General features: G+C 65.7%; 16 protein-coding genes and 2 pseudogenes. 12 read left to right on the plus strand and 6 right to left on the minus strand.

Annotated features, from left to right (window positions below; all coding sequences use genetic code 11):
* The first annotated feature begins 69 nt into the window (after positions 1 to 69).
* From QE444_RS01125 to QE444_RS01140, 4 genes and pseudogenes are all read left to right on the plus strand, one after another.
* Positions 70 to 1350: an MFS transporter gene (locus tag QE444_RS01125; RefSeq protein ID WP_133862022.1), complete on the plus strand. Its 1281-nt coding sequence runs from the start codon at positions 70 to 72 to the stop codon at positions 1348 to 1350.
* Positions 1351 to 1486: 136 nt separating this feature from the next.
* Positions 1487 to 2546: pseudogene (locus QE444_RS01130) on the plus strand (haloacid dehalogenase-like hydrolase).
* Positions 2547 to 2605: 59 nt separating this feature from the next.
* Positions 2606 to 3130 (plus strand): glycine cleavage system protein R, encoded by a 525-nt coding sequence (locus tag QE444_RS01135; RefSeq protein WP_133862024.1) that lies wholly within the window; start codon positions 2606 to 2608, stop codon positions 3128 to 3130.
* Between the two features lie 86 nt (positions 3131 to 3216).
* Complete coding sequence (locus QE444_RS01140; RefSeq protein ID WP_133862025.1) at positions 3217 to 4374, plus strand: ATP-binding protein; 1158 nt, start codon at positions 3217 to 3219, stop codon at positions 4372 to 4374.
* Between the two features lie 30 nt (positions 4375 to 4404).
* On the opposite strand, the gene QE444_RS01145 is transcribed toward QE444_RS01140, so the two are convergent.
* The 3 genes from QE444_RS01145 to QE444_RS01155 all read right to left on the minus strand — a co-directional run bounded on the left by QE444_RS01145 (position 4405) and on the right by QE444_RS01155 (position 7561).
* Positions 4405 to 4893, minus strand: a complete 489-nt coding sequence (locus tag QE444_RS01145; RefSeq protein WP_285385674.1) for a UPF0158 family protein — start codon at positions 4891 to 4893, stop codon at positions 4405 to 4407.
* Positions 4894 to 4971: 78 nt separating this feature from the next.
* Positions 4972 to 6375 carry a sugar porter family MFS transporter gene (locus QE444_RS01150; RefSeq protein WP_309737164.1) on the minus strand — a complete coding sequence of 468 codons (1404 nt, stop codon included), beginning with the start codon at positions 6373 to 6375 and terminating at the stop codon, positions 4972 to 4974.
* A 202-nt stretch (positions 6376 to 6577) separates the two neighbouring features.
* Positions 6578 to 7561, minus strand: coding sequence for a LysR family transcriptional regulator (locus QE444_RS01155; RefSeq protein ID WP_187980562.1), 984 nt, complete (start codon positions 7559 to 7561; stop codon positions 6578 to 6580).
* 92 nt (positions 7562 to 7653) lie between these two features.
* Between QE444_RS01155 and QE444_RS01160 the strand changes: the two genes are divergently transcribed.
* From QE444_RS01160 to QE444_RS23460, 6 genes and pseudogenes are all read left to right on the plus strand, one after another.
* Positions 7654 to 8292 (plus strand): alanyl-tRNA editing protein, encoded by a 639-nt coding sequence (locus tag QE444_RS01160; RefSeq protein ID WP_187980563.1) that lies wholly within the window; start codon positions 7654 to 7656, stop codon positions 8290 to 8292.
* A gap of 35 nt (positions 8293 to 8327) precedes the next feature.
* Positions 8328 to 9098, plus strand: coding sequence for a 2OG-Fe(II) oxygenase (locus QE444_RS01165; RefSeq protein ID WP_187980564.1), 771 nt, complete (start codon positions 8328 to 8330; stop codon positions 9096 to 9098).
* Between the two features lies 1 nt (position 9099).
* Entirely contained in the window at positions 9100 to 9741 is a 642-nt protein-coding gene (locus QE444_RS01170) for a LysE family translocator (RefSeq protein ID WP_158893854.1), read from the plus strand.
* A gap of 29 nt (positions 9742 to 9770) precedes the next feature.
* On the plus strand, positions 9771 to 10100 hold the full coding sequence (locus QE444_RS01175; protein ID WP_285385676.1) for an Arc family DNA-binding protein: 330 nt from the start codon (positions 9771 to 9773) through the stop codon (positions 10098 to 10100).
* 200 nt (positions 10101 to 10300) lie between these two features.
* Positions 10301 to 11446 (plus strand): annotated as a pseudogene (locus QE444_RS23455) (methyl-accepting chemotaxis protein); the annotation flags it as partial.
* Positions 11420 to 12145, plus strand: a complete 726-nt coding sequence (locus QE444_RS23460; protein WP_405046453.1) for a methyl-accepting chemotaxis protein — start codon at positions 11420 to 11422, stop codon at positions 12143 to 12145. The pseudogene QE444_RS23455 and the gene QE444_RS23460, both read left to right, overlap by 27 nt.
* A 39-nt stretch (positions 12146 to 12184) precedes the next feature.
* On the opposite strand, the gene QE444_RS01185 is transcribed toward QE444_RS23460, so the two are convergent.
* Positions 12185 to 12769: a flavin reductase family protein gene (locus QE444_RS01185; RefSeq protein ID WP_285385679.1), complete on the minus strand. Its 585-nt coding sequence runs from the start codon at positions 12767 to 12769 to the stop codon at positions 12185 to 12187.
* 173 nt (positions 12770 to 12942) lie between these two features.
* On the opposite strand from QE444_RS01185, the gene QE444_RS01190 reads away from it, so the two are divergent.
* Together QE444_RS01190 and rep are read left to right on the plus strand one after the other, a co-directional pair.
* Positions 12943 to 13635 carry a hypothetical protein gene (locus QE444_RS01190; RefSeq protein ID WP_133862035.1) on the plus strand — a complete coding sequence of 231 codons (693 nt, stop codon included), beginning with the start codon at positions 12943 to 12945 and terminating at the stop codon, positions 13633 to 13635.
* 59 nt (positions 13636 to 13694) lie between these two features.
* Complete coding sequence (gene rep, locus QE444_RS01195; protein ID WP_285385681.1) at positions 13695 to 15707, plus strand: DNA helicase Rep; 2013 nt, start codon at positions 13695 to 13697, stop codon at positions 15705 to 15707.
* A 402-nt stretch (positions 15708 to 16109) separates the two neighbouring features.
* Here the strand turns inward: rep and QE444_RS01200 are convergent, their stop codons facing one another.
* Both QE444_RS01200 and QE444_RS01205 read right to left on the minus strand, forming a co-directional pair.
* Positions 16110 to 18710 carry a cellulase family glycosylhydrolase gene (locus QE444_RS01200; RefSeq protein WP_285385682.1) on the minus strand — a complete coding sequence of 867 codons (2601 nt, stop codon included), beginning with the start codon at positions 18708 to 18710 and terminating at the stop codon, positions 16110 to 16112.
* Positions 18711 to 18994: 284 nt separating this feature from the next.
* A complete protein-coding gene (locus QE444_RS01205) occupies positions 18995 to 19972 on the minus strand; it encodes a hypothetical protein (protein WP_285385683.1) in 978 nt (325 codons plus the stop codon).
* Positions 19973 to 20060 lie beyond the last annotated feature (88 nt).

Genomic DNA, 20060 nt, shown 5'->3' on the forward strand with positions numbered 1-20060 from the left:
CACCCGCGAGAGGTCTGGGCGCCCTGCGCGAGCTGTCTCCTATAACAAACTCAATCCGAGCTAGCAGTCATGGCCACCACCTCGAAAGCCAAATCCGTCTTCCGCGTCGTCAGCGGAAACTTCCTCGAAATGTACGACTTCATGGTCTATGGCTTCTATGCCACGGCCATCGCCAAGACGTTCTTCCCCGGCGACAACGAACTCGCCTCCCTGATGCTGTCGCTGGCCACCTTCGGCGCCGGCTTCCTGATGCGCCCCCTGGGGGCCATCTTCCTCGGCGCCTACATCGACCGCCACGGGCGTCGCCACGGCCTGATCGTCACCCTGGCGCTGATGGCCCTGGGCACCCTGCTGATCGCCGTGGTGCCGGGCTACGCCACCCTGGGCGTCGCCGCACCGCTGCTGGTACTGCTCGGCCGCCTGCTGCAGGGCTTCTCCGCCGGCGTCGAACTGGGCGGCGTGTCCGTCTACCTGTCGGAAATCGCCACCCCCGGGCGCAAGGGCTTCTTCGTTTCCTGGCAGTCCGCCAGTCAGCAGGTCGCTGTGGTCTTCGCCGGCGTGCTGGGCGCCCTGCTGAACCACTGGCTGTCGCCCGCCGAAATGGGTGAGTGGGGCTGGCGCATTCCCTTCCTGATCGGCTGCCTGATCGTGCCCTTCCTGTTCATCATCCGTCGTTCCCTGGAAGAGAGCCCCGAGTTCGAGGCGCGCAAGCATCGGCCGACCTTCGGCGAGACCATGACCTCCATCGGCCAGAACTTCGGCGTGGTGCTGGCGGGCGTGGCCATGGTCTCCATGACCACCGCCTCCTTCTACCTGATCACTGCCTACACCCCGACCTTCGGCCGTCACGAGCTGCACCTGACCGATCTGGACAGTCTGATCGTCACGGCCTGCGTGGGCATCTCCAACTTCATCTGGCTGCCGGTGATGGGCGCCCTGAGCGATCGCGTCGGCCGTCGTCCGCTGCTGATCTTCGCCACCGTGCTGGCCATCCTCACCGCCTACCCGGCGATGATCTGGCTGACCCATGCCCCTGGCTTCTCGCGCCTGCTGATGGTCGAGCTGTGGCTGTCCTTCCTCTATGGCACCTACAACGGTGGCATGGTGGTGGCCCTGACCGAGGTGATGCCGGCCCATGTGCGCACCACCGGCTTCTCCCTGGCCTACAGCCTGGCCACCGCGACCTTCGGCGGTTTCACCCCAATGGTCTGCACCTGGCTGATCCAGGAGACTGGCAACAAGGCCGCCCCCGGCATGTGGCTGACCCTGGCCGCCGTGCTCGGCCTGGTCGCGACCCTGACCCTGTTCAAGGGCAACGCCCAGCCGCGCTTCAAGACCGTAACCGCCTGACAGGGCTGTCGCAGAGCGGCAGGCCCTGCCGCTCTCGCGCCCACCCAGGTCGCTCCGCGCATCGAACTGTCATGACCTTTTGCTATGGTCTAGACCAGATGACCGCATACCGCGGTCGCCGTGCCGGAGCCCGCCGATGCCCACCCTCCCCCGCCTTCTCGCCGGCCTGGCCGGCGGTCTGCTCAGCCTCACCGCTGCCGCCACCGAGCTGACCCACTGGCCGGCCGACGCCGCCCGCCAGCTCGACGCCCTGATCGCCGCCAATGCCAATCAGGGCAACTACGCGGTGTTCGACATGGACAACACCAGCTATCGCTACGACCTAGAAGAGGCCCTGCTGCCCTTCCTGGAGATGAAGGGCGTGCTGACCCGCGACACCCTGGATCCCTCGCTCAAGCTGATCCCCTTCAAGGACGTCGGTGGCCACAAGGAAAGCCTCAACAGCTACTACTACCGGCTGTGCGAGGTCGACGACCTGGTCTGCTACCCCTGGGTCGCCCAGGTGTTCTCCGGCTTCACCCTGCAGCAGCTCAAGGGCTACGTCGACGAACTGATGGCCTACGGCAAGCCGATCCCCGCCACCTACTACGGCAAGGACGACAAGGTGGAGACGGTGGAGATCAACCCGCCCAAGCCCTTCACCGGCCAGCAGGAGCTCTATCGCAAGCTGATGGAGAACGGCATCGAGGTCTATGTGATCAGCGCCGCCCACGAGGAGCTGGTGCGCATGGTGGCCGCCGACCCGCGCTATGGCTATGGCGTGAAACCGGAAAACGTCATCGGCGTCACCACCCTGCTCAAGGACCCGGCCACCGGCGCCCTGACCACCGCCCGCAAGCAGATCGCCGAAGGCAAGTACGATCCCCAGGCCAACCTGAAGCTGCAGGTCACGCCGTATCTCTGGACTCCGGCCACCTGGTTCGCCGGCAAGTACGCAGCCATCCTCACCTATATAGATCCCCTGGAAGAAACCCATCCTGGTCGGCGGCGACACCCCGGTCAGCGACGGCACCATGCTGTTCCAGGGCGTGGACGCCGCCAAGAACGGCATCCATCTGTGGATCGACCGCAAGTCCAAGTACCGCACCCAGATCGAGGCGATGATGAAGAGCAACGCCGAAGGCCAGGCCAAGGCCGGCGTGGCGGTGAACGCGGACCAGCACTGGGTGATCGTCAAACCCGAAGACATCCAGTAGGCCGGCGGCGATCGGGCGGGCTAGACTGGAGACTCCTTCTGCCCGCCCTGGAGCCCGCCATGGAACACCTGGTCCTGACCGTCATCGCCCCCGATCGCCCCGGTCTGGTGGAAGCCCTGGCCGACTGCGTGGCCGCCCAGGGCGGCAACTGGCTGGAGAGCCGCATGGCCCACCTGGCCGGCCAGTTCGCCGGCATCCTCTCGGTGGAAGTGGAGCCGGAATTGCGCAACGGCCTGGTGGAGACGTTGCAGCAGCTGGCCATTCCCGGCCTGCGCATCCTGGTCGGCGAACCCGGCCAGCCGGCTGCGGTGGGTGCGCCGCTGGTGCAGCTCGACCTGCTGGGCAACGACCGCGTCGGCATCGTCCGCGACATCACCCGGGCGCTGCATCAGGTAGGCGTCAACGTCGAGCGCCTGTCCACCGAGACCCGCCCGGCACCCATGAGCAGCGAGGCGCTGTTCCACGCCACCGCCCTGCTGGCGCTTCCGGCGGACCTCGAACTCGAGGCCCTGCAGGCCCACCTGGAAACCCTCACCGACGACCTGATGGTGGAGCTTAAGCTCTATCGGCACGGGCATGACTAGCGTTGCACAGACATCAGGGCGACGATCTATAAAGATCTATAAAGATCTATAATCGACTTTAATCGCCTTTAAATAGGGACTTGTCGATGTCTGAGCGCTTCTATCACCGCCACGCCATGGCCACTACCTATGCCGCCAAGATCATGGCAGACCCTCTGCATCCTGGTCTTTTTTTGGCGGCACCACGGCGCACCGGCAAGACCACCTTCATGCGTGAAGATCTGGCGCCGGCACTTCAGCTCGCAGGGGCCGAGGTGATCTACGTCGATCTCTGGTCGAATCGACAAGCTGATCCGGCTGAGTTGATCAACCAGGCGGTTCAGGTTGCCATCGAACGCAATCTTGGTCTGATCGCCAAGCTGACCAAGCAAAGTGGCGTGGTGAAACTCAAGGTGGGTGGGGTCGAGATAGATACCGGCAGCATCGGCAAAGCCAAGGGCGTCACCCTGGCCGCTGCGCTCGCCGCGCTTTCCGACAGCCTGGGCAAACCCATAGCCTTGATCATCGACGAAGCCCAGCATGCGGTAACCACAGCCGCCGGCAGCAATACGCTCTTCGCCCTCAAGGCTGCCCGCGACGAATTGAATGGCTCGCACCACCACGGCCTGAGACTCATCTGCACCGGCTCTAGCCGGGACAAGCTGGCCATGCTTAGAAACAGTCGCGACCAGGCTTTCTTCAATGCGCCCCTGGTCAACTTTCCCCATCTCGACAGAGGCTATGTGGACTGGTTCTGTGCGCAGTCCAAACTTGAATTCCCGCTGGATCCAGAAGTGGTCTGGAACAAGTTCGTCGCAGCGGGCTATCGCCCCGAGGCGCTGCAGGCAGCCCGTGAGGTGCTCGAGTACTCGATGATCGTCGATGCCACCGAGGGCAATGTCGCCTTCGCCCAGGCCGTCGACGAGCATGTGCGAGAAATGTCCGAGAGCGCCCTATCGGTGATTCGCAGCCTCACACCCATTCAGGCAGCGGTGTTGAAGGTCATGGCGATCCAGGGCAAGGATTACGCCCCTTTCGAATTGGCCACTCTCGGCAAATATGCCGAGATGCTGCAGTTGGCCGGCATGCCCGAAGCCCAGGCTCAGGAGGCAGCCTATGCGCAGAATGTGCAGCAGGCGTTGTCTGCCTTACAGGAGAAGGCCCTTATCTGGAAAGCTGAGCGCGGCGTCTATGCCATCGAAGAACAAGGACTGCCTGACCTCATGCGCAGTGCCAGCATGCTACCGACCGCCTTGGCGACCTGAAGCGATCAGCGAATTTAAGGATGATGGGCTTCAAGGCTCCCGCCCCTTCTCCAGTCGCCGCCGGATGCCCTCGGGGACATCGTCCGGCAGCGGCATCCGCCCATCCGCCGGCAGGGCTTCCAGACCGGCTTCGTCCAGCAGTACCAGCACTTCTTCCTTGAGACGACTCAGGGCAAAGGCCTGCCAGGCCTCGCGTACCGAGGGGAAGAGGTCCAGTTCGTAGTCGAAGGTCCGGATCGGCCGCCGGCTCTCCAGCGCGGCCCGCAAGAGCGGCTGGGCGTGGGGGTGGCGCAACTGGTGCAGAAAGGCTTCGCGCAGTTCCAGGCGATCGTCCTGGGTCAGGCGCGGCAGTGGCAGGTAGCGTTCGGGATCTTCCAGTTCCTCGCGCTCTTCCAGACTGAGGTCGTCCGGATCGAGCAGGCGCAGGGCGCCGCTGGCAAGGTCGAGGAAGTGGGTGCCTCGCTCCCGGCTGTCGAGGGCGGCAGCCAGCAGATCGAGGTCGAGGGTGAGGGGGCGCATGGCAGGACTCCGGCACAGGCGAACAGGAGCGGAGCTCTATCTCCGCTCCTGTTGCGACCCTGGCACCGGAGCTCGCGTTCAGCCCTTCCGCTGATAGGGAAAGAAGCGCCGCTCGCGCAGGTCGTGCTCGATCTGCTCCAGGCTCTTGCCCTTGGTCTCCGGCACCAGGCGCCAGATGAACAGCAGCGCCACCAGGGAAATCCCGGCATAGAGCCAGAAGGTGTGGGCGGCGCCCAGCTTGGTCACCAGACTCAGGGTGGTGAGGGTCACCAGCAGGTCGAAGCCCCAGTGGCTGAAGGCACCGACGCTGGCGCCCTTGCCGCGCACGAACAGCGGATAGACCTCGGCGTTGATCAGCCAGATGCAGACGCCGAAGCCGCCGCAGTTGAGCATCAGGTAGGCGGCCAGGCAGGCCACCACCGTCCAGCGCTCGACATCGGTCTGGGGACCGGCGCCCTGGAACAGGTAGCCCATGATCGCCAGGGCGACGATGGAGCCGGGAATCAGCGTCAGCAGATAGCGGCGGCGACCGATGCGATCCACCAGGAAGCTGCCGACCACAGTCATGATCACCACCAGGATGGTGCTGCAGCCGGTGGCCAGCACCGCGGTCTGATCGGAGAAGCCGGCCTGGGTGAGGATGGTCGGCGCATAGTAGATCAGCGCGTTGTTGCCGGTGATCTGCGAGAACATGGCGATGCCGGCGCCCACCAGCAGGGCCGGTCGGACCCACGGCGAGAACAGGTCGCTCCAGTTGCCTTCCGGCGCGTTGCTCACGGTCTTGATCTCGGCCAGTTCGGCCTCGGCCGCGGCCTTGCCGCCGCGGACCCGCTCCAGCACCGCCAGGGCGTCAGCCTCGCGGCCCTTGACCAGCAGCCAGCGCGGGCTTTCCGGCAGCACCGTCATGCCGGCCAGCAGGGGGATCAGCGCCGGCACCAGGCCGAGGCCGAACATCCAGCGCCAGTGCTCGTCCAGGGCGAAGCCGGTGAAGTAGGCCACTGTGATGCCGAACACCACCATGAACTGGAACAGCACCACCAGCTTGCCGCGGTGCTCCGGCGGCGCCACCTCGGCGATGTACACCGGAATGATCTGGGTGGAGCTGCCGGCCGACAGGCCGAGCAGGAAACGCGACAGGATCAGCAGGGTGACGTTGGGCGACAGTGCCGAAAGCACCGAGCCCAGGGCGAACACCAGGGCCACGCCGATGATGGTCTTGCGCCGGCCGAGGCGGTCGGAGATCGGGCCGGTACCGAGGCAGCCGAACAGAGCACCAAAGATGATGGCGCCGGTCACCAGCTGCTTGACGGTGTCGTCCATGGCGAATTCGCGGCCGAGGCCGAGCAGGGCGACGCCGATGATGCCGGTGTCGTAGCCGAACAGCAGGCCACCGAGGGCGGCGATCACGGCGATGAGCACGACCAGCCCCTTGCGCGGGGTGGCCGCCACGGGTGCGGCGAGCGAGGGTGAAGAAGCGAGCATGGGGGAAATCCTTTCTTGTTTTGCCAGGGCAAGGATCGCGGTGGCAACCCGATCCACCCGCGCAGGCGGGCCGTGGGGGAGCATGGCCCAGAGAAAAGCGCGATGCGGCAGGCAGAGAAACGTTAGGTGAATCGTTTCACCTAATGCTGCCAGTTGTAACAGGACTTGTGAAAAGCATCACGAAAGACGCATTGGCAGTGGCCTAGCTGCCAATGGTCAGTTCCTGGAAGCGCTGCTCGGGCAGCGCGGCGGCACCCTGGCCGGGACGCAGCGCCTGGTCGCCCAGGCGCTCGACCAGAAAGTCGATGAACACCTTGAGCTTGGGTGGCAGGTGGCGCGTCGCCGGATAGAGCAGCCAGGCGCCGCCGTGGTAATGCGGCAGAAAGGACCACTCCGGCAGCACCTGGACGATCTCGCCGCGGGCCAGGGCCGCCTGGGCGGTGAACAGTGGCAGGCTGCCGATGCCGATGTGGTTGAGCACCGCGTCCAGCCGCACCCCGGTGTGGTTGGCGGCATAGCGCCCACGCACGTTGACGTGGACCACCTTGGCGCCCTGGCGGAATTTCCAGCGCGAATCGGCCGGCTCTTCCGCCAGGTAGATGCAGCTGTGCCCGGCCAGATCGCGGGGATGGGCGGGCTGACCGTGCGCGGCCAGGTACTGCGGCGTGGCGCAGAGCAGGTGCTCGATGGTCAGCAACTGGCGGCCCACCAGTCCGGGCGGTGGCCGATCGGTGATGCGGATGGCCAGGTCGACGTTCTCGTCGATCAGATCGACATAGCGGTCCTCCAGCAGCAACTGCACGTCCACCGCCGGGTAGCGCCGCAGGAAATCGGCCATGTGCGGATGGATCACCGTGCTGCCTACCGCCTTGGGCACCGACAGCCGGACGATGCCGGCCGGCGCCTGGTTGAACTGGCCACTGACCTCCAGCACCGCCCGCGCGGCGCCGACCATGTCGCTGCAGCGCCGAAAGACCTCCTCCCCCGCCTCCGACAGCCGCAGCTTGCGCGTACTGCGATTGAGCAAGCGTGTGCCCAGGGCCTTCTCCAGGCGTGCCACGCTGCGACTGGTGGAAGACGGGGTCAGACCGAGCTGACGGGCCGCCGCAGAGAAGCTGCCGCTCTCCACCACCCGCACGAAAATGGCCATCTCGCTGAGCAGCGGCAGGGGAAGATTTATGCTCACAGCGCAAAATTCCTTTGGAGAGAGGGTGGATTATCACCCTTGCGTGCGATCTTTAGAATGAGGATGTTTCTCGTTTTCTAGGTAGTAGACGTATGACCGAGCGCCTGTATTTTCTGAGCGACAGCCTGATCGCCGAGGTCGAGGTCCACGCCTGTAGCGCCGCCGAGGACGGTTATATCGTCGAACTGCTGGCCACGCCCTTCCATCCCCAGGGCGGTGGGCAGCCCAGCGACACCGGCTGGATCGGTACCGCCGAGGTGACCCGGGTGGTCCAGGACGGCGACCGCATCCTGCACCACACCACCCGCCCCCTGGCGCCCGGTCGCGTGCTGGCCCGGGTCGACGAAGATCGGCGCCAGCTGCATTCGCGGCTGCATTCGGCCGGGCATCTGCTCGGCCACATCGGCGAGATCCATGGCTGGATACCGGTCAAGGCCCATCACTGGCCGGGCGAAGGCCGCATCGAATTCGTCCCCGGCGAGGATACCGTAGCCTTGGACGTTGAATCCTGGCAGGGCTTCTTCGACGCCCTGGTGGAAGAAGACCTGCCGCTGCACGTCGAGGTGCAGGCCGGTGGCCAGCGCCAGGTGCGCTTTGGCGAGGACGTGGCGCGCTATGCCTGCGGCGGGACCCACGTGCGCTCCCTGCGCGCGGTCGGCGCCCTGAGCGCCCTGGGCGTCAAGGAAAAGAAGGGACGCCTGCTGGTGAGCTACGACATGGCTGGCGCCTGATCAACCGCTCACCTCACCCGCAGAAAGGAAGCGCCATGCTGCTCGAACTCGACGCTCTCGACACCGAGAGCCTGCTCCGTCTCACCGAAGAACGCCTGCTGGCGGTGCGGGTGCGCCGCTTCGTGCCGCGCCCGCTGGCCGACGACCTCGGCCAGCAGATCCTCGGCAACGGCTTCGCCACCTACACCAATGCCCCCAGCATCGGCCGCATCGGCATGGCCTTCTACGAGGCGGAACACCAGCGCGCGCAGATGGACGACTATTTCGCCAGCGTCGCCAGCAACCTGGAAGAATTGCGCCGGCGCTGCCGCCCCTATCTCAATCCCATCGACCTGGTGCGCTGCACCCTCGACGAGGTCTGGCCCGCCGGCGCCCGCCTGCAGACCCTCTGGGGTCGCAAGATGTACGTCGGCCTGTCGCGGGTGGTGAAGCCCGGGGTGCGCTTTCTCGCCCACCACGACATCTTCGCCAAGGACGCGCCGGGCAGCGAGGAAGCCGAAAGCCTGGTCACCCAGCTGGCCTGCAACGTCTACCTGACCATGCCCAGCCGGGGCGGCGAACTGCAGCTCTGGTCACGCGAGCTGGCGCCGGAGGCCTTCGACGCCCTGCGCGGCGACAGCTACGGCATCGAGCCCGACCGGCTCGGTCCGCCCTGCCTGACCATCCGCCCGGAACCGGGCGACCTGATTCTCTTCAATTCCCGCCGCATGCACGCCGTGACGCCAGGCAACGACCAGCCACGGCTGTCGCTGTCGTGCTTCGTGGGCTATCGCGGGGCGGCCGAACCCCTCACGTACTGGAGCTGACATGTCCCCCTACCTGAGCGAATTCCTCGCCCTGGCGACCATCCACTTCCTCGCCGTGCTCGCGCCCGGCCCGGATTTCGCCGTGACCGTGCGGCAGAGCGTGAGATACGGGCGGCTGATCGGCCTGTGCACCGCCCTGGGCATCGGCGCCGGGATCTCGGTCCACGTGCTCTACACCCTGCTCGGCATCGGCGCCCTGATGCACGCCACGCCCTGGCTGCTGGGGGTCGCCAAGGTCGTCGGCGGCGCCTACATCCTCTGGCTGGGCTTCAACCTGATCCGCAGCAAGCCCACCGCCGCGCCGCTGGACGACAGCCAGTGGCAGCAGGCCGACCTGCAGCGGCAGTCGCCCGGCAAGGCCTTCCTCACCGGCTTCCTGACCAACGCCACCAACCCCAAGGCCACCCTGTTCTTCCTGGCCATCTTCACCACCGTGGTCAGCGGCAGTACGCCGCTGACCGTCCAGGGCCTCTATGGCCTGTGGATGTGCGCGGTCAACGCCGGCTGGTTCGCCCTGGTCAGCCTGCTGTTTTCCAGTCCGCGCGTTCGCCAGACCTTTCTGCGCCTGGGCCACTGGTTCGAGCGAACCATGGGCCTGGTGCTGGTTTTCTTCGCCGGTCGACTGCTGTTGTCGGCGCTTTGACGTCAGTCCATTCGTATTGGAGGTCCTCCATGCCCTACGTCCACCGCGCTCCCGCTGGTATTCCCACGGAAAAGTTCGTCGTCCGCCTGCCCGACGGGATGCGTGAACGCATCGCCGCCGTGGCCCGCTCCCATCGGCACAGCATGAACACCGAGATCGTCGCCTGGCTGGAGCGTAGCCTGGTACAGGACGGGGTGCTGGAGCAGCCGCAGGTCGAAGCGGACGACGAGCTGCTCAATGCCAGCGAGCAACTGCTGCTGCAGCGCTTTCGCCAGCTCAACGAGCGTCAGCAGAATGCGCTGATCTCGGTGCTGGAGCTGGAGTTGCCCGTTCCCATGCACAGCCGCGAAACCGCCTGAAGCCATCCGGCACCACCGCGGACGGCGCCCGCCGTCCGCGGCGGCCCTGACGTGCGGCTTTCAAGTATCGATCGGGACGGCCGATGAAGGGGGTCTTCGTACTTTCTTCCGGAATTCCCATGTCTGTATCCAAAGCCTCCTGGCTGAGCAATCTCGGCATTTCCAAGAAGCTGGCGCTGGGCTTCGGTGCCCTGCTGGTCATGGTGACGGTGGTGGCGCTGTTCGGCTATTTCACCGCCAACACCCTGCTCGAGCGCATCAACAAGACGCGCTACAGCGGTCAGCTCAAGGCCGACGTGCTCGACGTCAGGATCGACGAAAAGGCCTATCTGCTCGATCCCAGCGCCGCCAACGGCACCCGGCAACAGGCCACCCTGGCCAGGGTGACGGCAGACATCGGCAAGGGCCTCACCCTGCTGACCAACCCGGCCAACGTCGCCATCCTGGGCAGCATCCAGCAGGAGATGAAGACCTATCAGGAGCGCTTCGCTGCCCTGCAACAGGCCAACCAGACCAGCGCCGACGCGCAAAAGGAACTGACCCGGGTCTCCGACACCGTTACCGAGACCCTCGACCAGCTGTTCGAATTGGTCTTTGCTCCGGGTGGCAGCTACAGCACCGCCGACCTCAAGGCCTTGGCCGAGATGAAGGCGCAGATGGTCGGGGTGCGCCTGGCCATCCGCCGCTTCCTCGGCACCCCCGATGACAGCAAGTCCCAGGCGACCCTCAAGGTCATCGACGAGCTGCTCAAGACCCTGGCCAGCGCCCAGAAGCAGATCGACGGCGATACCGCCGCGCGCCTCTACAGCGCCACCCAGGACGTGACCCGCTATCGCGCCTTCTTCGAATCCATCGTCGCCCAGAATCGCCAGGCCCAGGCCGCCGTTGCCAGCCTCCAGGAGCAGGGCAACAAGCTGGTGCAGCTGCTGGACCAACTGGGCGAAGGCCAGCTCAAGTCCGCTGCGGCCGAGCGCCAGGCCGCCCTGCTCAAGCTGCTGCTGAGTAGCCTGATCGCCCTGCTGATCGGCATCGCCGCCGCCTGGCTGATCACCCGCCAGATCACCCAGCCGCTGGCGACCGCCATGGCCATGCTCAAGCGCGTCGCCGCCGGCGATCTGACCCAGCGCAGCGAGATCAATCGGCGTGACGAGCTGGGCGAATTGCAACGCACCACCCAGGCCATGGCCGATGACCTGCGCCAGCTGGTCGGTGGCATCGCCAGCGGCGTGGGACAGCTCAGCAGCGCGGCCGACGAACTCTCGGCCTTTGGCGTCCAGACCAGCCGTGGCGCCACCCAGCAGCGCGACGAGATGCATCAGGTGGCCACCGCCATGAACGAGATGGCGGCCACGGTGCATAACGTCGCGCAAAACACCGCCAACGCCTCCAGCGCCGCGCAGAACGCCGACAGCATGGCCCGCGAAGGCAGTCGCACGGTCAAGCGCGCGGCCCAGGAAATCACCCTGGCCGCCGAAGAGGTGCAGGGCCTGGGCGCTGCCATGGAGCGCCTGGACACCGCCAGCGGTCGCATCGGCAGCGTCATCGACGTGATCAAGGCGATCGCCGAGCAGACCAACCTGCTGGCGCTCAACGCCGCGATCGAAGCCGCCCGCGCCGGCGAACAGGGCCGTGGCTTTGCCGTGGTGGCCGACGAGGTCCGCTCCCTGGCCCAGCGGACCCAGGAGTCCACCCAGGAAATCGGCGAACTCATCGCCACCCTGCAGCAGGGCACCACCGAAGCCAGTGCACGGATGCAGGCCAGTCGCGACCGTACCCTGGGTACCGTGACCCTGGCCCAGGACGCCGAGCGCGCCCTGGAGGTCATCTACCAGGCGGTAGCGGAGATCCAAGGTCTCAACCAGCAGATCGCCACCGCGGTGGAGGAGCAGAGCCTGGTGGCCGAGGAGATCAACGGCAACGTGGTCAAGGTCAGCGGCCTGGCCGAGGAATCGGCCACTGCCAACGCCCACGCCGCGGCATCGGTCAACGAACTGGCCCGCCTGGGCGGCGATCTGCAGCAGATGGTCGCGCGCTTCCGCGTCTGACCCCGGCCGCGCCGGCGCCAGGCACTGGCGTCGGCGGTCTCAGGCTTTCGGCGTCAGCATCTGCCCCTGGATGCCGTCGCCGATCACTAGGAAGTGACCGCCGGCGACGTGGTGCAGGGTGCGCAGGCCATCCTGGCCGCGAAAATCCCAGCGGCCTTCGCGAAACACCCGGGTATCGGCCCGGGCGGCGAGCACCTCACCGAGAAACAGGTCGTAGCCCTGCTGGTTGTGTGCCTCGGGCAGCACACGGCATTCCAGCCAGGCCACGCAGTCGGCGATCAACGGCGCGCTGACCTGTTCGCCCGCCAGCGTCTCGATGCCGTAGGCGGCGAACTTGTCCAGCTCGCGACCGCTGGTGTTGCCTACCGTCTGCACCAGATCCACCTGGGCGGCGCAGGGCACGCTGAGCACGAAGCTGCCCTCGGCTTCCAGCAATTCGCGGGTCCAGGTCTGCTTGTCGAGCACCACCGCCACCTTGCCCGGCTCGAAATCCACCGCCATGGCCCAGGCCGCGGCCATGACGTTGCGCCGACCGGCGTGGGTGGCGCTGACCAGCACCGTGGGACCGTGGTTGAGCAGCCGATAGGCCTTGGCCAGGGGGACGGCGGCGAGGATCGAATGCATGGCTGGACTTCCGTGGGAAAAGCCCCAGGTTAACGCAGCCCTTGCCGTTCGGCGCCGCGCGGGTAAAAAATTGCCGCTTTGCGCCACGCTCGCCAAACGCCGGAGGACATCAGGGGTCTATCGCCCACTCCCGGTATGGGACCGACAAGAAACCTGCGTTAAGGATGACCTCTATGCCCACTCGCCTGGCTCTCTCCGCCCTGCTGTTCTGCGCCTGCTGTCTCGGCCTGCCGCTGGCCCAAGCACAGACCGCCAGCCCATCGCACGAGACTTCCGCTCCCCAGCCACTCCTCTCCAGCTCCATCAACGACTTCAGCAACGAAGACTGGGATCGTGGCGTCCTGCGCCGGGTGGCCGGCGTGACCATTCCGGCGACCCCGGCCAACGTCGAGGGCTTCATCAGCGGGCGGCAGGTCCAGCTGGGCGACGGCGAGTGGCGCGCCATCACCGAGGTCCAGCGGGTCGGCGACAACCTGGCCGTGTTCGTCGAGGGCAAGCCGCTGGATGCCGAGGCCGTGGGTTATCCCCGGCGCCTGGTGGTGGACGACGCCCCCGGTACCGGACGCCATCTGCAGCGCCTGCCGGGGCGCTTCAACACCCCGATCAACGACTTCACCAACCAGGACTGGCTCAAGGGCATCTACCGCAAGGCCGCCGGCATTTCCATCCCGGTGACCGAGCGCAATCGCGAGGAATTCAAGCCGGGCGCCATCGTCCGTCTGGCCGACGGCCAGGACTATGCCGTCACCCACGTCAGCGAATTCGGCCGCAGCATGGGCGTGTTCCTCGACAGTCCGGTACTGCCCGGCGAGAAGTACGGCTATCCGCGCCAGCTGACCTTCGTCGCGCCACCGCCCAAGCCCTGAGACCGGGGCTGACCGGCGCTGGTAGAATCCCCCGCCCAGCGTCGTCACCCCGGTCCGCCATGTCCAAGCTCAATCCCCGCCAGGCCGAAGCCGTGGCCTACATCAGCGGTCCCCTGCTGGTGCTGGCCGGTGCCGGCTCCGGCAAGACCAGCGTCATCACCCGCAAGATCGCCTACCTGGTGCAGCAGTGTGGCGTCCGCGCCCAGTACATCTGCGCCGTGACCTTTACCAACAAGGCGGCGCGCGAGATGAAGGCGCGGGTGGCCAGCCTGCTGAAAGCCGGCGAAGGCCGCGGCCTGACCGTCTCGACCTTCCACAACCTCGGGCTGAACATCATCCGCCGCGAGTACGTGCACCTGGGCTACAAGCCGGGCTTCTCGATCTTCGACGAGGGCGACATCAAGGCGCTGCTCACCGACATCATGCAGAAGGAATACCAGGGCGACGACGGCCTGGACGAGATCAAGAACTACATCGGCAACTGGAAGAACGACCTCATCCTGCCGGAGGAGGCCCTGGAAAAGGCGCGCACACCCAAGGAGCAGACCGCCGCGGTGGTCTACCTGCACTACCAGCGCACCCTCAAGGCCTATAACGCGGTCGACTTCGACGACCTCATCCTGATGCCGGTGAAGCTGTTCCAGGAGCATCCCGAGGTGCTGGAGCGCTGGCGCAACCGCATCCGCTACATGCTGGTGGACGAATACCAGGACACCAACACCAGCCAGTACCTGCTGGTAAAGATGCTGGTGCAGGAGCGCGCCCAGTTCACCGTGGTGGGCGACGACGACCAGTCTATCTACGCCTGGCGCGGCGCGCGACCGGAAAACCTGATGCAGCTCAAGGACGACTTTCCCTCGCTCAAGGTGGTGATGCTGGAGCAGAACTACCGCTCCACCAGCCGCATCCTCAGGTGCGCCAACGTGCTCATCGCCAACAACCCCCACGTGTTCGAGAAGCAGCTGTGGAGCGAGATGGGCCACGGCGATCCGATCCGGGTATTGCGCTGCAAGAACGAGGATGGCGAGGCCGAGCGCATCGCCCTGGAGATCCTCACACTGCACCTCAAGACCCAGCGGCCCTACGCGGATTTCGCCATTCTCTATCGCGGCAACCACCAGGCCAAGCTGATGGAGCTCAAGCTCCAGCACCACCAGATTCCCTACCGGCTCTCCGGCGGCACCAGCTTCTTCGCCCGCCAGGAGGTCAAGGACGTGATGTCCTATCTGCGCCTGCTGGTGAATCCGGACGACGACAACGCCTTCCTGCGGGTCATCAATGTGCCGCGCCGGGAGATCGGCTCCACCACCCTGGAAAAGCTCGGCAACTATGCCGGCAGCCGGGATCGCTCGATGTACGCCGCCGCCGACGAGATCGGCCTGGGCGAGCACCTGGACGCCCGCTTCACCGAGCGCCTGTCGCGCTTCAAGCGCTGGATGGACGGGGTCCGCAAGAACTGCGCGGGCGAGGATCCCATCGGCGCCCTGCGCAGCATGGTGATGGACATCGACTACGAGAACTGGATTCGCCAGAACGCCAGCTCCGACAAGGTCGCCGACTTCCGCATGGGCAACGTCTGGTTCCTACTGGATGCCTTGAAGAACATCCTAGAAAAGGATGAAGACGGCCAGATGACCATCGAGGATGCCATCGCCAAGCTGGTCCTGCGCGACATGCTCGAACGCCAGCAGGAAGAAGAGGAAGGTGCCGACGGGGTGCAGATGATGACCCTGCACGCCTCCAAGGGCCTGGAATTCCCCTATGTGTTCATCATGGGCATGGAAGAGGAAATCCTGCCGCACCGCTCCAGCATCGAGGCCGACACCATCGAGGAGGAGCGCCGCCTAGCCTACGTGGGCATCACCCGCGCGCGCCAGACCCTGGCCTTCACCTACGCCACCCGGCGCAAGCAGTACGGCGAGCTGATCGACTGCACCCCCAGTCGCTTCCTCGACGAACTGCCACCCGAGGACCTGCAGTGGGAAGGCCTGGAAGAAGCGCCCCAGGAACAGAAGGCCGCCCGCGGCAACGACGCCCTGGCGGCGATGCGGGCGATGCTGAAGAAGGGCTGAGGATCTCTGCCGGCGCTTACCCTCACCCCAACCCTCTCCCGGAGGGAGAGGGGGTATCCGAAGTCACCCCGGGATTCGCCCCACGCCGAGCAATCCCCTCTCCCCCAGGGAGAGGGTTAGGGTGAGGGCCCGCCCCACGCCAAGCTGACACCCTCACTCCAGCCCTCTCCCGGAGGGAGAGGAGGCTAATGCGTGCTGCTTCGAGCTTCGGCACGCTACCCCAGGCCCAGGCGCTACACCCAACTATTCCCAGCACTGGAGTAATCCCCTCTCCCCCTGGGAGAGGGTTAGGGTGAGGGCCGCACCACGCCGGACTGACACCCCCTCCTTTCCTCCCCCCAAAACGACACCGCCCCCGCTACCGGTCAGGCAGCGGGGACGGTGGTCTGGCCGCGCCGGGTCCTACTTGGCGAAGCTGGTCACCATGTCGAAGATCGGCTTGGGACGCTTGAGGTCATACATCATCCCGAAGTGGCGCTCGTGGACCACCGAGAGGGTCGGCTCGTCGAGCAGTTCGTAGACGTTGATCTCGGCCACCACGTCCCTGTAGCTGGTGTTGAGCACCGTGAGCATCTGCTTGACGCTGTCGTAGCAGGCCCGATCGCCGTCACGGCCGCCGTCAGTGTTGCCCTGGTAGACGTTGCCGCAGTTCATCTCGTTGAAGAACACCTTGGTCTTGTACTTGTTGGCCATGGCGCGTATCTGGCCCAGGTACATGTCCATCCAGTAGCCCTTGTCGTCGACATAGGGGTAGTAGTGGAAGCTGATGTAGTCGAAGTTGAAGCCCGACGCCTTGGCCTGGTCGAGGAACCACATGGCCCCATTGCGATCACCCGGGCAACGCGAGGTGGTGGTGCGATCATCCGAGTTGCACGCCATCACGTTGATGGTGGTCTTGAGGTTGGCGCCCAGCTCGTCCGAGGCCTGCTTGATGCCGCGATAGATGCCGACCAGGGTGTTGATGCGATCCTGCGCACCCGCCTTGGCGTAGTCCTGCTCGTTGCCGATCTCCCAGATCTTGATGTCGTTCGCGTAGCGCTTGGCCAGGGTATAGGCCTGCGCCTGGGTCAGCTTGTGGGTGATCACCGGCCGCAGGGTGATGTTGTACTTGCGGGCCAGGGACACCAGCCGATCCAGCTCGGGCAGGTTGGTCACCAGATACTCGCCGGAGCGATAGGTGCGCAGATTGCGCGCCGCCAGTAGCTGCAGGCGGGCCTCCATCTCGGCAGGCGGATAGGCGGCGCTGTTGTCGTGCCCGACCACCCCCAGGGGGATGTTCCTGTAGCCGGTCAACGGCGCCGAGGAGACGCTGCCACTGGCGACCGGCAGGACCACGTTCTGCACCGGTTGCACGCTGGCCGCGGGGGTCGGCGTGGTCGTGGTGGTGCCCTGGGCCAGCGCGGTGCTCACCTTCTTGTCGAAGGCGGTCTTGTCGTCGCCCGCAGCGCCACGCATGACCTCCAGTGGCAGGTTGGCGCGCGAGGTGACGCCGTTGGCCAGGCGACTGGTCCAGTAGGCGCTGCCGCTGCTGTCGGCGCTACGGCCATAGAGGTTCTGGTAGACCTGATTGACCAGGGCCGCACCGCTCAGCGAGCCATAGAGGGCGGTCGATTCGCCGTTGCCGGCGAAGTTGGCCGCCAGTTGCTCGACGCTCATGTCGCCGGCCAGGCGCGAGGCCCAGTAGTTGAGGCCGCCGGCATCGGCGGCCCGGCCATAGTAGGCCAGGTAGAGCTGCTCGACAGTGGTCAGCTTGGACGAGGTCGCGGTATTGGCGGTGGTGCCGGTGACGGCGCCAGCCATGGGCGTGCTGCCTGCGGTGGTGCCCGTGGTGCTGGTACCCGTCGCCGGCGCGGCGCCGGTGGTGGTGCCGGTGGTCGCTCCGGTCGTGCCGGTAGCCCCGGTCCCGCCGGTGGTGCCCGCGGTCGCGCCGCCCGTGGCGGTCTCGGTCTTGGCTGGCGTGGCGGCAGTCGGGGTCACCTGCGGACCGATACCGGCGCAGCTGTCCTTGTCCAGGTACTTGGCCAGCACCGCCCACTGCGGACGCTCCTTGCCATTGATCGGCTCGACCGCCTGGTTGTAGGTGCCCCAGCCCGGGCCGGCGGCCCAGTAGGTGGCCGGAATGCAGTTCTGCTTCAGATAGGCCAGCATGCCGTCGAGAATGGGCAACCAGCGCGCATCCGTGTCAGGTACGCCGAAGCCGCCGATGAAGCCGCGCTTGTTGTTGGCCTTGAGCCAGGTGACGAAGGGCTTGAGGCGCTCGACGCCATAGCTGGGCGAGAGGGTCGCCACGTTCAGGCTGGTGTCGAAGAAGGCCTGGGCCATGAAGATCAGGTTGTTGGCCGGGTCCTTGAGCTTGAGCAGCGTATCGTTCCACTGCGGCCAGCGGGTGGTGTCGGCCCAGCCGTTGCCTTCGATGAAGATCGGGTGGGTCGAATCGACCGCGCGCACGCCATCGATGCCGTACTGGGCAGCGGTCGGCCAGTTGCTCACGGCGTCGTGGGGCTCGTTCATGATGTCGTAGCCATAGAGCGCCGCATGGGTGCCCCAGCGCTGAGCGACACGAGTCATGAGATTCTGGAAGGCCTCGTAGGGGATTTCGCCCGCGCCGATGACCTTGCCCTGATAGCGGGCGTAGTTGTGCAGATCGAGGATGACCTTGACGCCGTACTTCTGGGCGTAGCCCAGGGTGCGATCGATCAGGCCGGCGTAGGTGGGATCGAGATTGGCCCCCATGGACGATTGCAGGCGCTCCCAGAGGATGGGGAAGCGCACCAGCTTCACGCCCTTGGCGCTCCACTGCTGGAAATGGCTCTCGGCCGGGAAGATGAAGTTGCGGTCGTTGACACCGGGCAGTACCTGGGCGGCGAAGGTGGCGCCGGAGAAGTTGAGACCGACCAGGTCAACGGCCTGGGCGGAGGTGGCAAGCGAAGCGGTGGCGAACAGGGCAGGCAAGAGCAGCGCCTGACGCGGCAGGCGGCGGGAGATGGAGCTAAGGATTGTCATCAAGAAGGAACCAGATAGGCCGAGGTGCGCGATTCGATCCGTGCATCCCACCTCGGTACAGCAGGAAAACTGCCGGGGAAGATCGTTTCCCTAGCACCTGCAAAGCCTAGTGCAAGCGCTAGACCAATAAGAACCCGTGCCATCACGAAGCAGGGGTAAACGCAGCGTTTTGCCAGATGTACGGTGCCGATGATGGCACTTTGTCTACCGTTCGTCGGTGACCGTTCGGTCACCCATGAGACCTGTTTTCGCGTTGAAGTCAGGTTTGTCCGCTTTCTGACGGCTCAGGGCTTGCCGGCATAGCGGCGGATCAGTTCCATGACCGGTTTTGGGCGGTCCAGGTCGTACATCAGCCCGAAGTGACGCTCATGGGCAATCGGATGGGTCGGCTCGTCGAGCAATTCGTAGACGTTGATCTCGCGAACGATGTCGCGATAGCGCCCATTGAGTTCGGAAAGGATGGCTTCGAGGCTGTCATGGCAGCCCTGATCGCCCGGCCGGCCGCCATCGGTGGCGCCCTGGTAGATCTCGCCGCAATTGACCTCGTTGAAGAAGATCCGCGTCCGGTACTTTTCCGCCATGGCGCGCATCTGCCCCAGGTAGAGATCCATCCAGCGGCCGCGGTCGCGGTAGTGCGGGTAGTAGTGGAAGCTGATGTGGTCGAATGCGAACCCGGCGGCCCGGGCCTGATCGAGAAACCACATGGACCCCAGGCGATCGCCCGGGCAACGGGCCTTGGGGCCCCGGTCGCCGGGGTTGCAGGACATCACGTTGATGGTGGTCTCGAGGCCGGCGTCCAGTTCGTCGGAGGCCCGGCGGATGCCGCGATAGATGTCCACCAGTCGACTGATGCGGATGCCGGCGCCGACTCGCGAATAGTCCTGCTCGTTGCCGATCTCCCAGATCTTGATGTCCTTGGCGTAGCGCTTGGCCAGGGCATAGGCCTGGGCCTGGGTCAGTTGCTGGGTGATCACCGGTCGCAGGGTGATGCGGTACTGGCGGGCCAGGGCCACCAGGCGATCCAGGCGGGGCAGATCCAGCAGCAGGAATTCACCCGAGCGATAGCTGCGCAGGTTGTAGCGGTCGAGCAACTGCAGGCGCCTTTCCATCTGCGCATCGGGATAGGCGGCGTTGTTGTCGTGGCCCACCACGCCCAGGGGGATGTAGGGCAGGTCGGGCAGGGCGACGGAGTCGGCGGCCCGGACCGGGGCACCCAGGCACAGGGCGGCGACCAGGCCGAACCAGGGCGAAATTCTAGGCATCAGGCGCATCCTTGCAGATAGAGAGCAGAGCCGCGGAGCATGGCAAAGTGCCGGCAGCGGCTCAATGCCAAGGGGGCCCAGGCTGCGA

This window comes from Pseudomonas sp. SORGH_AS_0199, assembly GCF_031453735.1.
GTDB classification, from domain to species: domain Bacteria; phylum Pseudomonadota; class Gammaproteobacteria; order Pseudomonadales; family Pseudomonadaceae; genus Chryseomonas; species Chryseomonas aestiva.

What these genes read in the sequence shown, in the direction of transcription:
- QE444_RS01125 (WP_133862022.1), top strand. Translation starts at nt 70, where the DNA reads ATGGCCACCACCTCGAAAGCCAAATCCGTCTTCCGCGTCGTCAGCGGA.
- QE444_RS01135 (WP_133862024.1), top strand. Translation starts at nt 2,606, where the DNA reads ATGGAACACCTGGTCCTGACCGTCATCGCCCCCGATCGCCCCGGTCTG.
- QE444_RS01140 (WP_133862025.1), top strand. Translation starts at nt 3,217, where the DNA reads ATGTCTGAGCGCTTCTATCACCGCCACGCCATGGCCACTACCTATGCC.
- QE444_RS01145 (WP_285385674.1), bottom strand. Translation starts at nt 4,893, where the DNA reads ATGCGCCCCCTCACCCTCGACCTCGATCTGCTGGCTGCCGCCCTCGAC.
- QE444_RS01150 (WP_309737164.1), bottom strand. Translation starts at nt 6,375, where the DNA reads ATGCTCGCTTCTTCACCCTCGCTCGCCGCACCCGTGGCGGCCACCCCG.
- QE444_RS01160 (WP_187980563.1), top strand. Translation starts at nt 7,654, where the DNA reads ATGACCGAGCGCCTGTATTTTCTGAGCGACAGCCTGATCGCCGAGGTC.
- QE444_RS01165 (WP_187980564.1), top strand. Translation starts at nt 8,328, where the DNA reads ATGCTGCTCGAACTCGACGCTCTCGACACCGAGAGCCTGCTCCGTCTC.
- QE444_RS01170 (WP_158893854.1), top strand. Translation starts at nt 9,100, where the DNA reads ATGTCCCCCTACCTGAGCGAATTCCTCGCCCTGGCGACCATCCACTTC.
- QE444_RS01175 (WP_285385676.1), top strand. Translation starts at nt 9,771, where the DNA reads ATGCCCTACGTCCACCGCGCTCCCGCTGGTATTCCCACGGAAAAGTTC.
- QE444_RS01185 (WP_285385679.1), bottom strand. Translation starts at nt 12,769, where the DNA reads ATGCATTCGATCCTCGCCGCCGTCCCCCTGGCCAAGGCCTATCGGCTG.
- QE444_RS01190 (WP_133862035.1), top strand. Translation starts at nt 12,943, where the DNA reads ATGCCCACTCGCCTGGCTCTCTCCGCCCTGCTGTTCTGCGCCTGCTGT.
- rep (WP_285385681.1), top strand. Translation starts at nt 13,695, where the DNA reads ATGTCCAAGCTCAATCCCCGCCAGGCCGAAGCCGTGGCCTACATCAGC.
- QE444_RS01200 (WP_285385682.1), bottom strand. Translation starts at nt 18,710, where the DNA reads ATGACAATCCTTAGCTCCATCTCCCGCCGCCTGCCGCGTCAGGCGCTG.
- QE444_RS01205 (WP_285385683.1), bottom strand. Translation starts at nt 19,972, where the DNA reads ATGCCTAGAATTTCGCCCTGGTTCGGCCTGGTCGCCGCCCTGTGCCTG.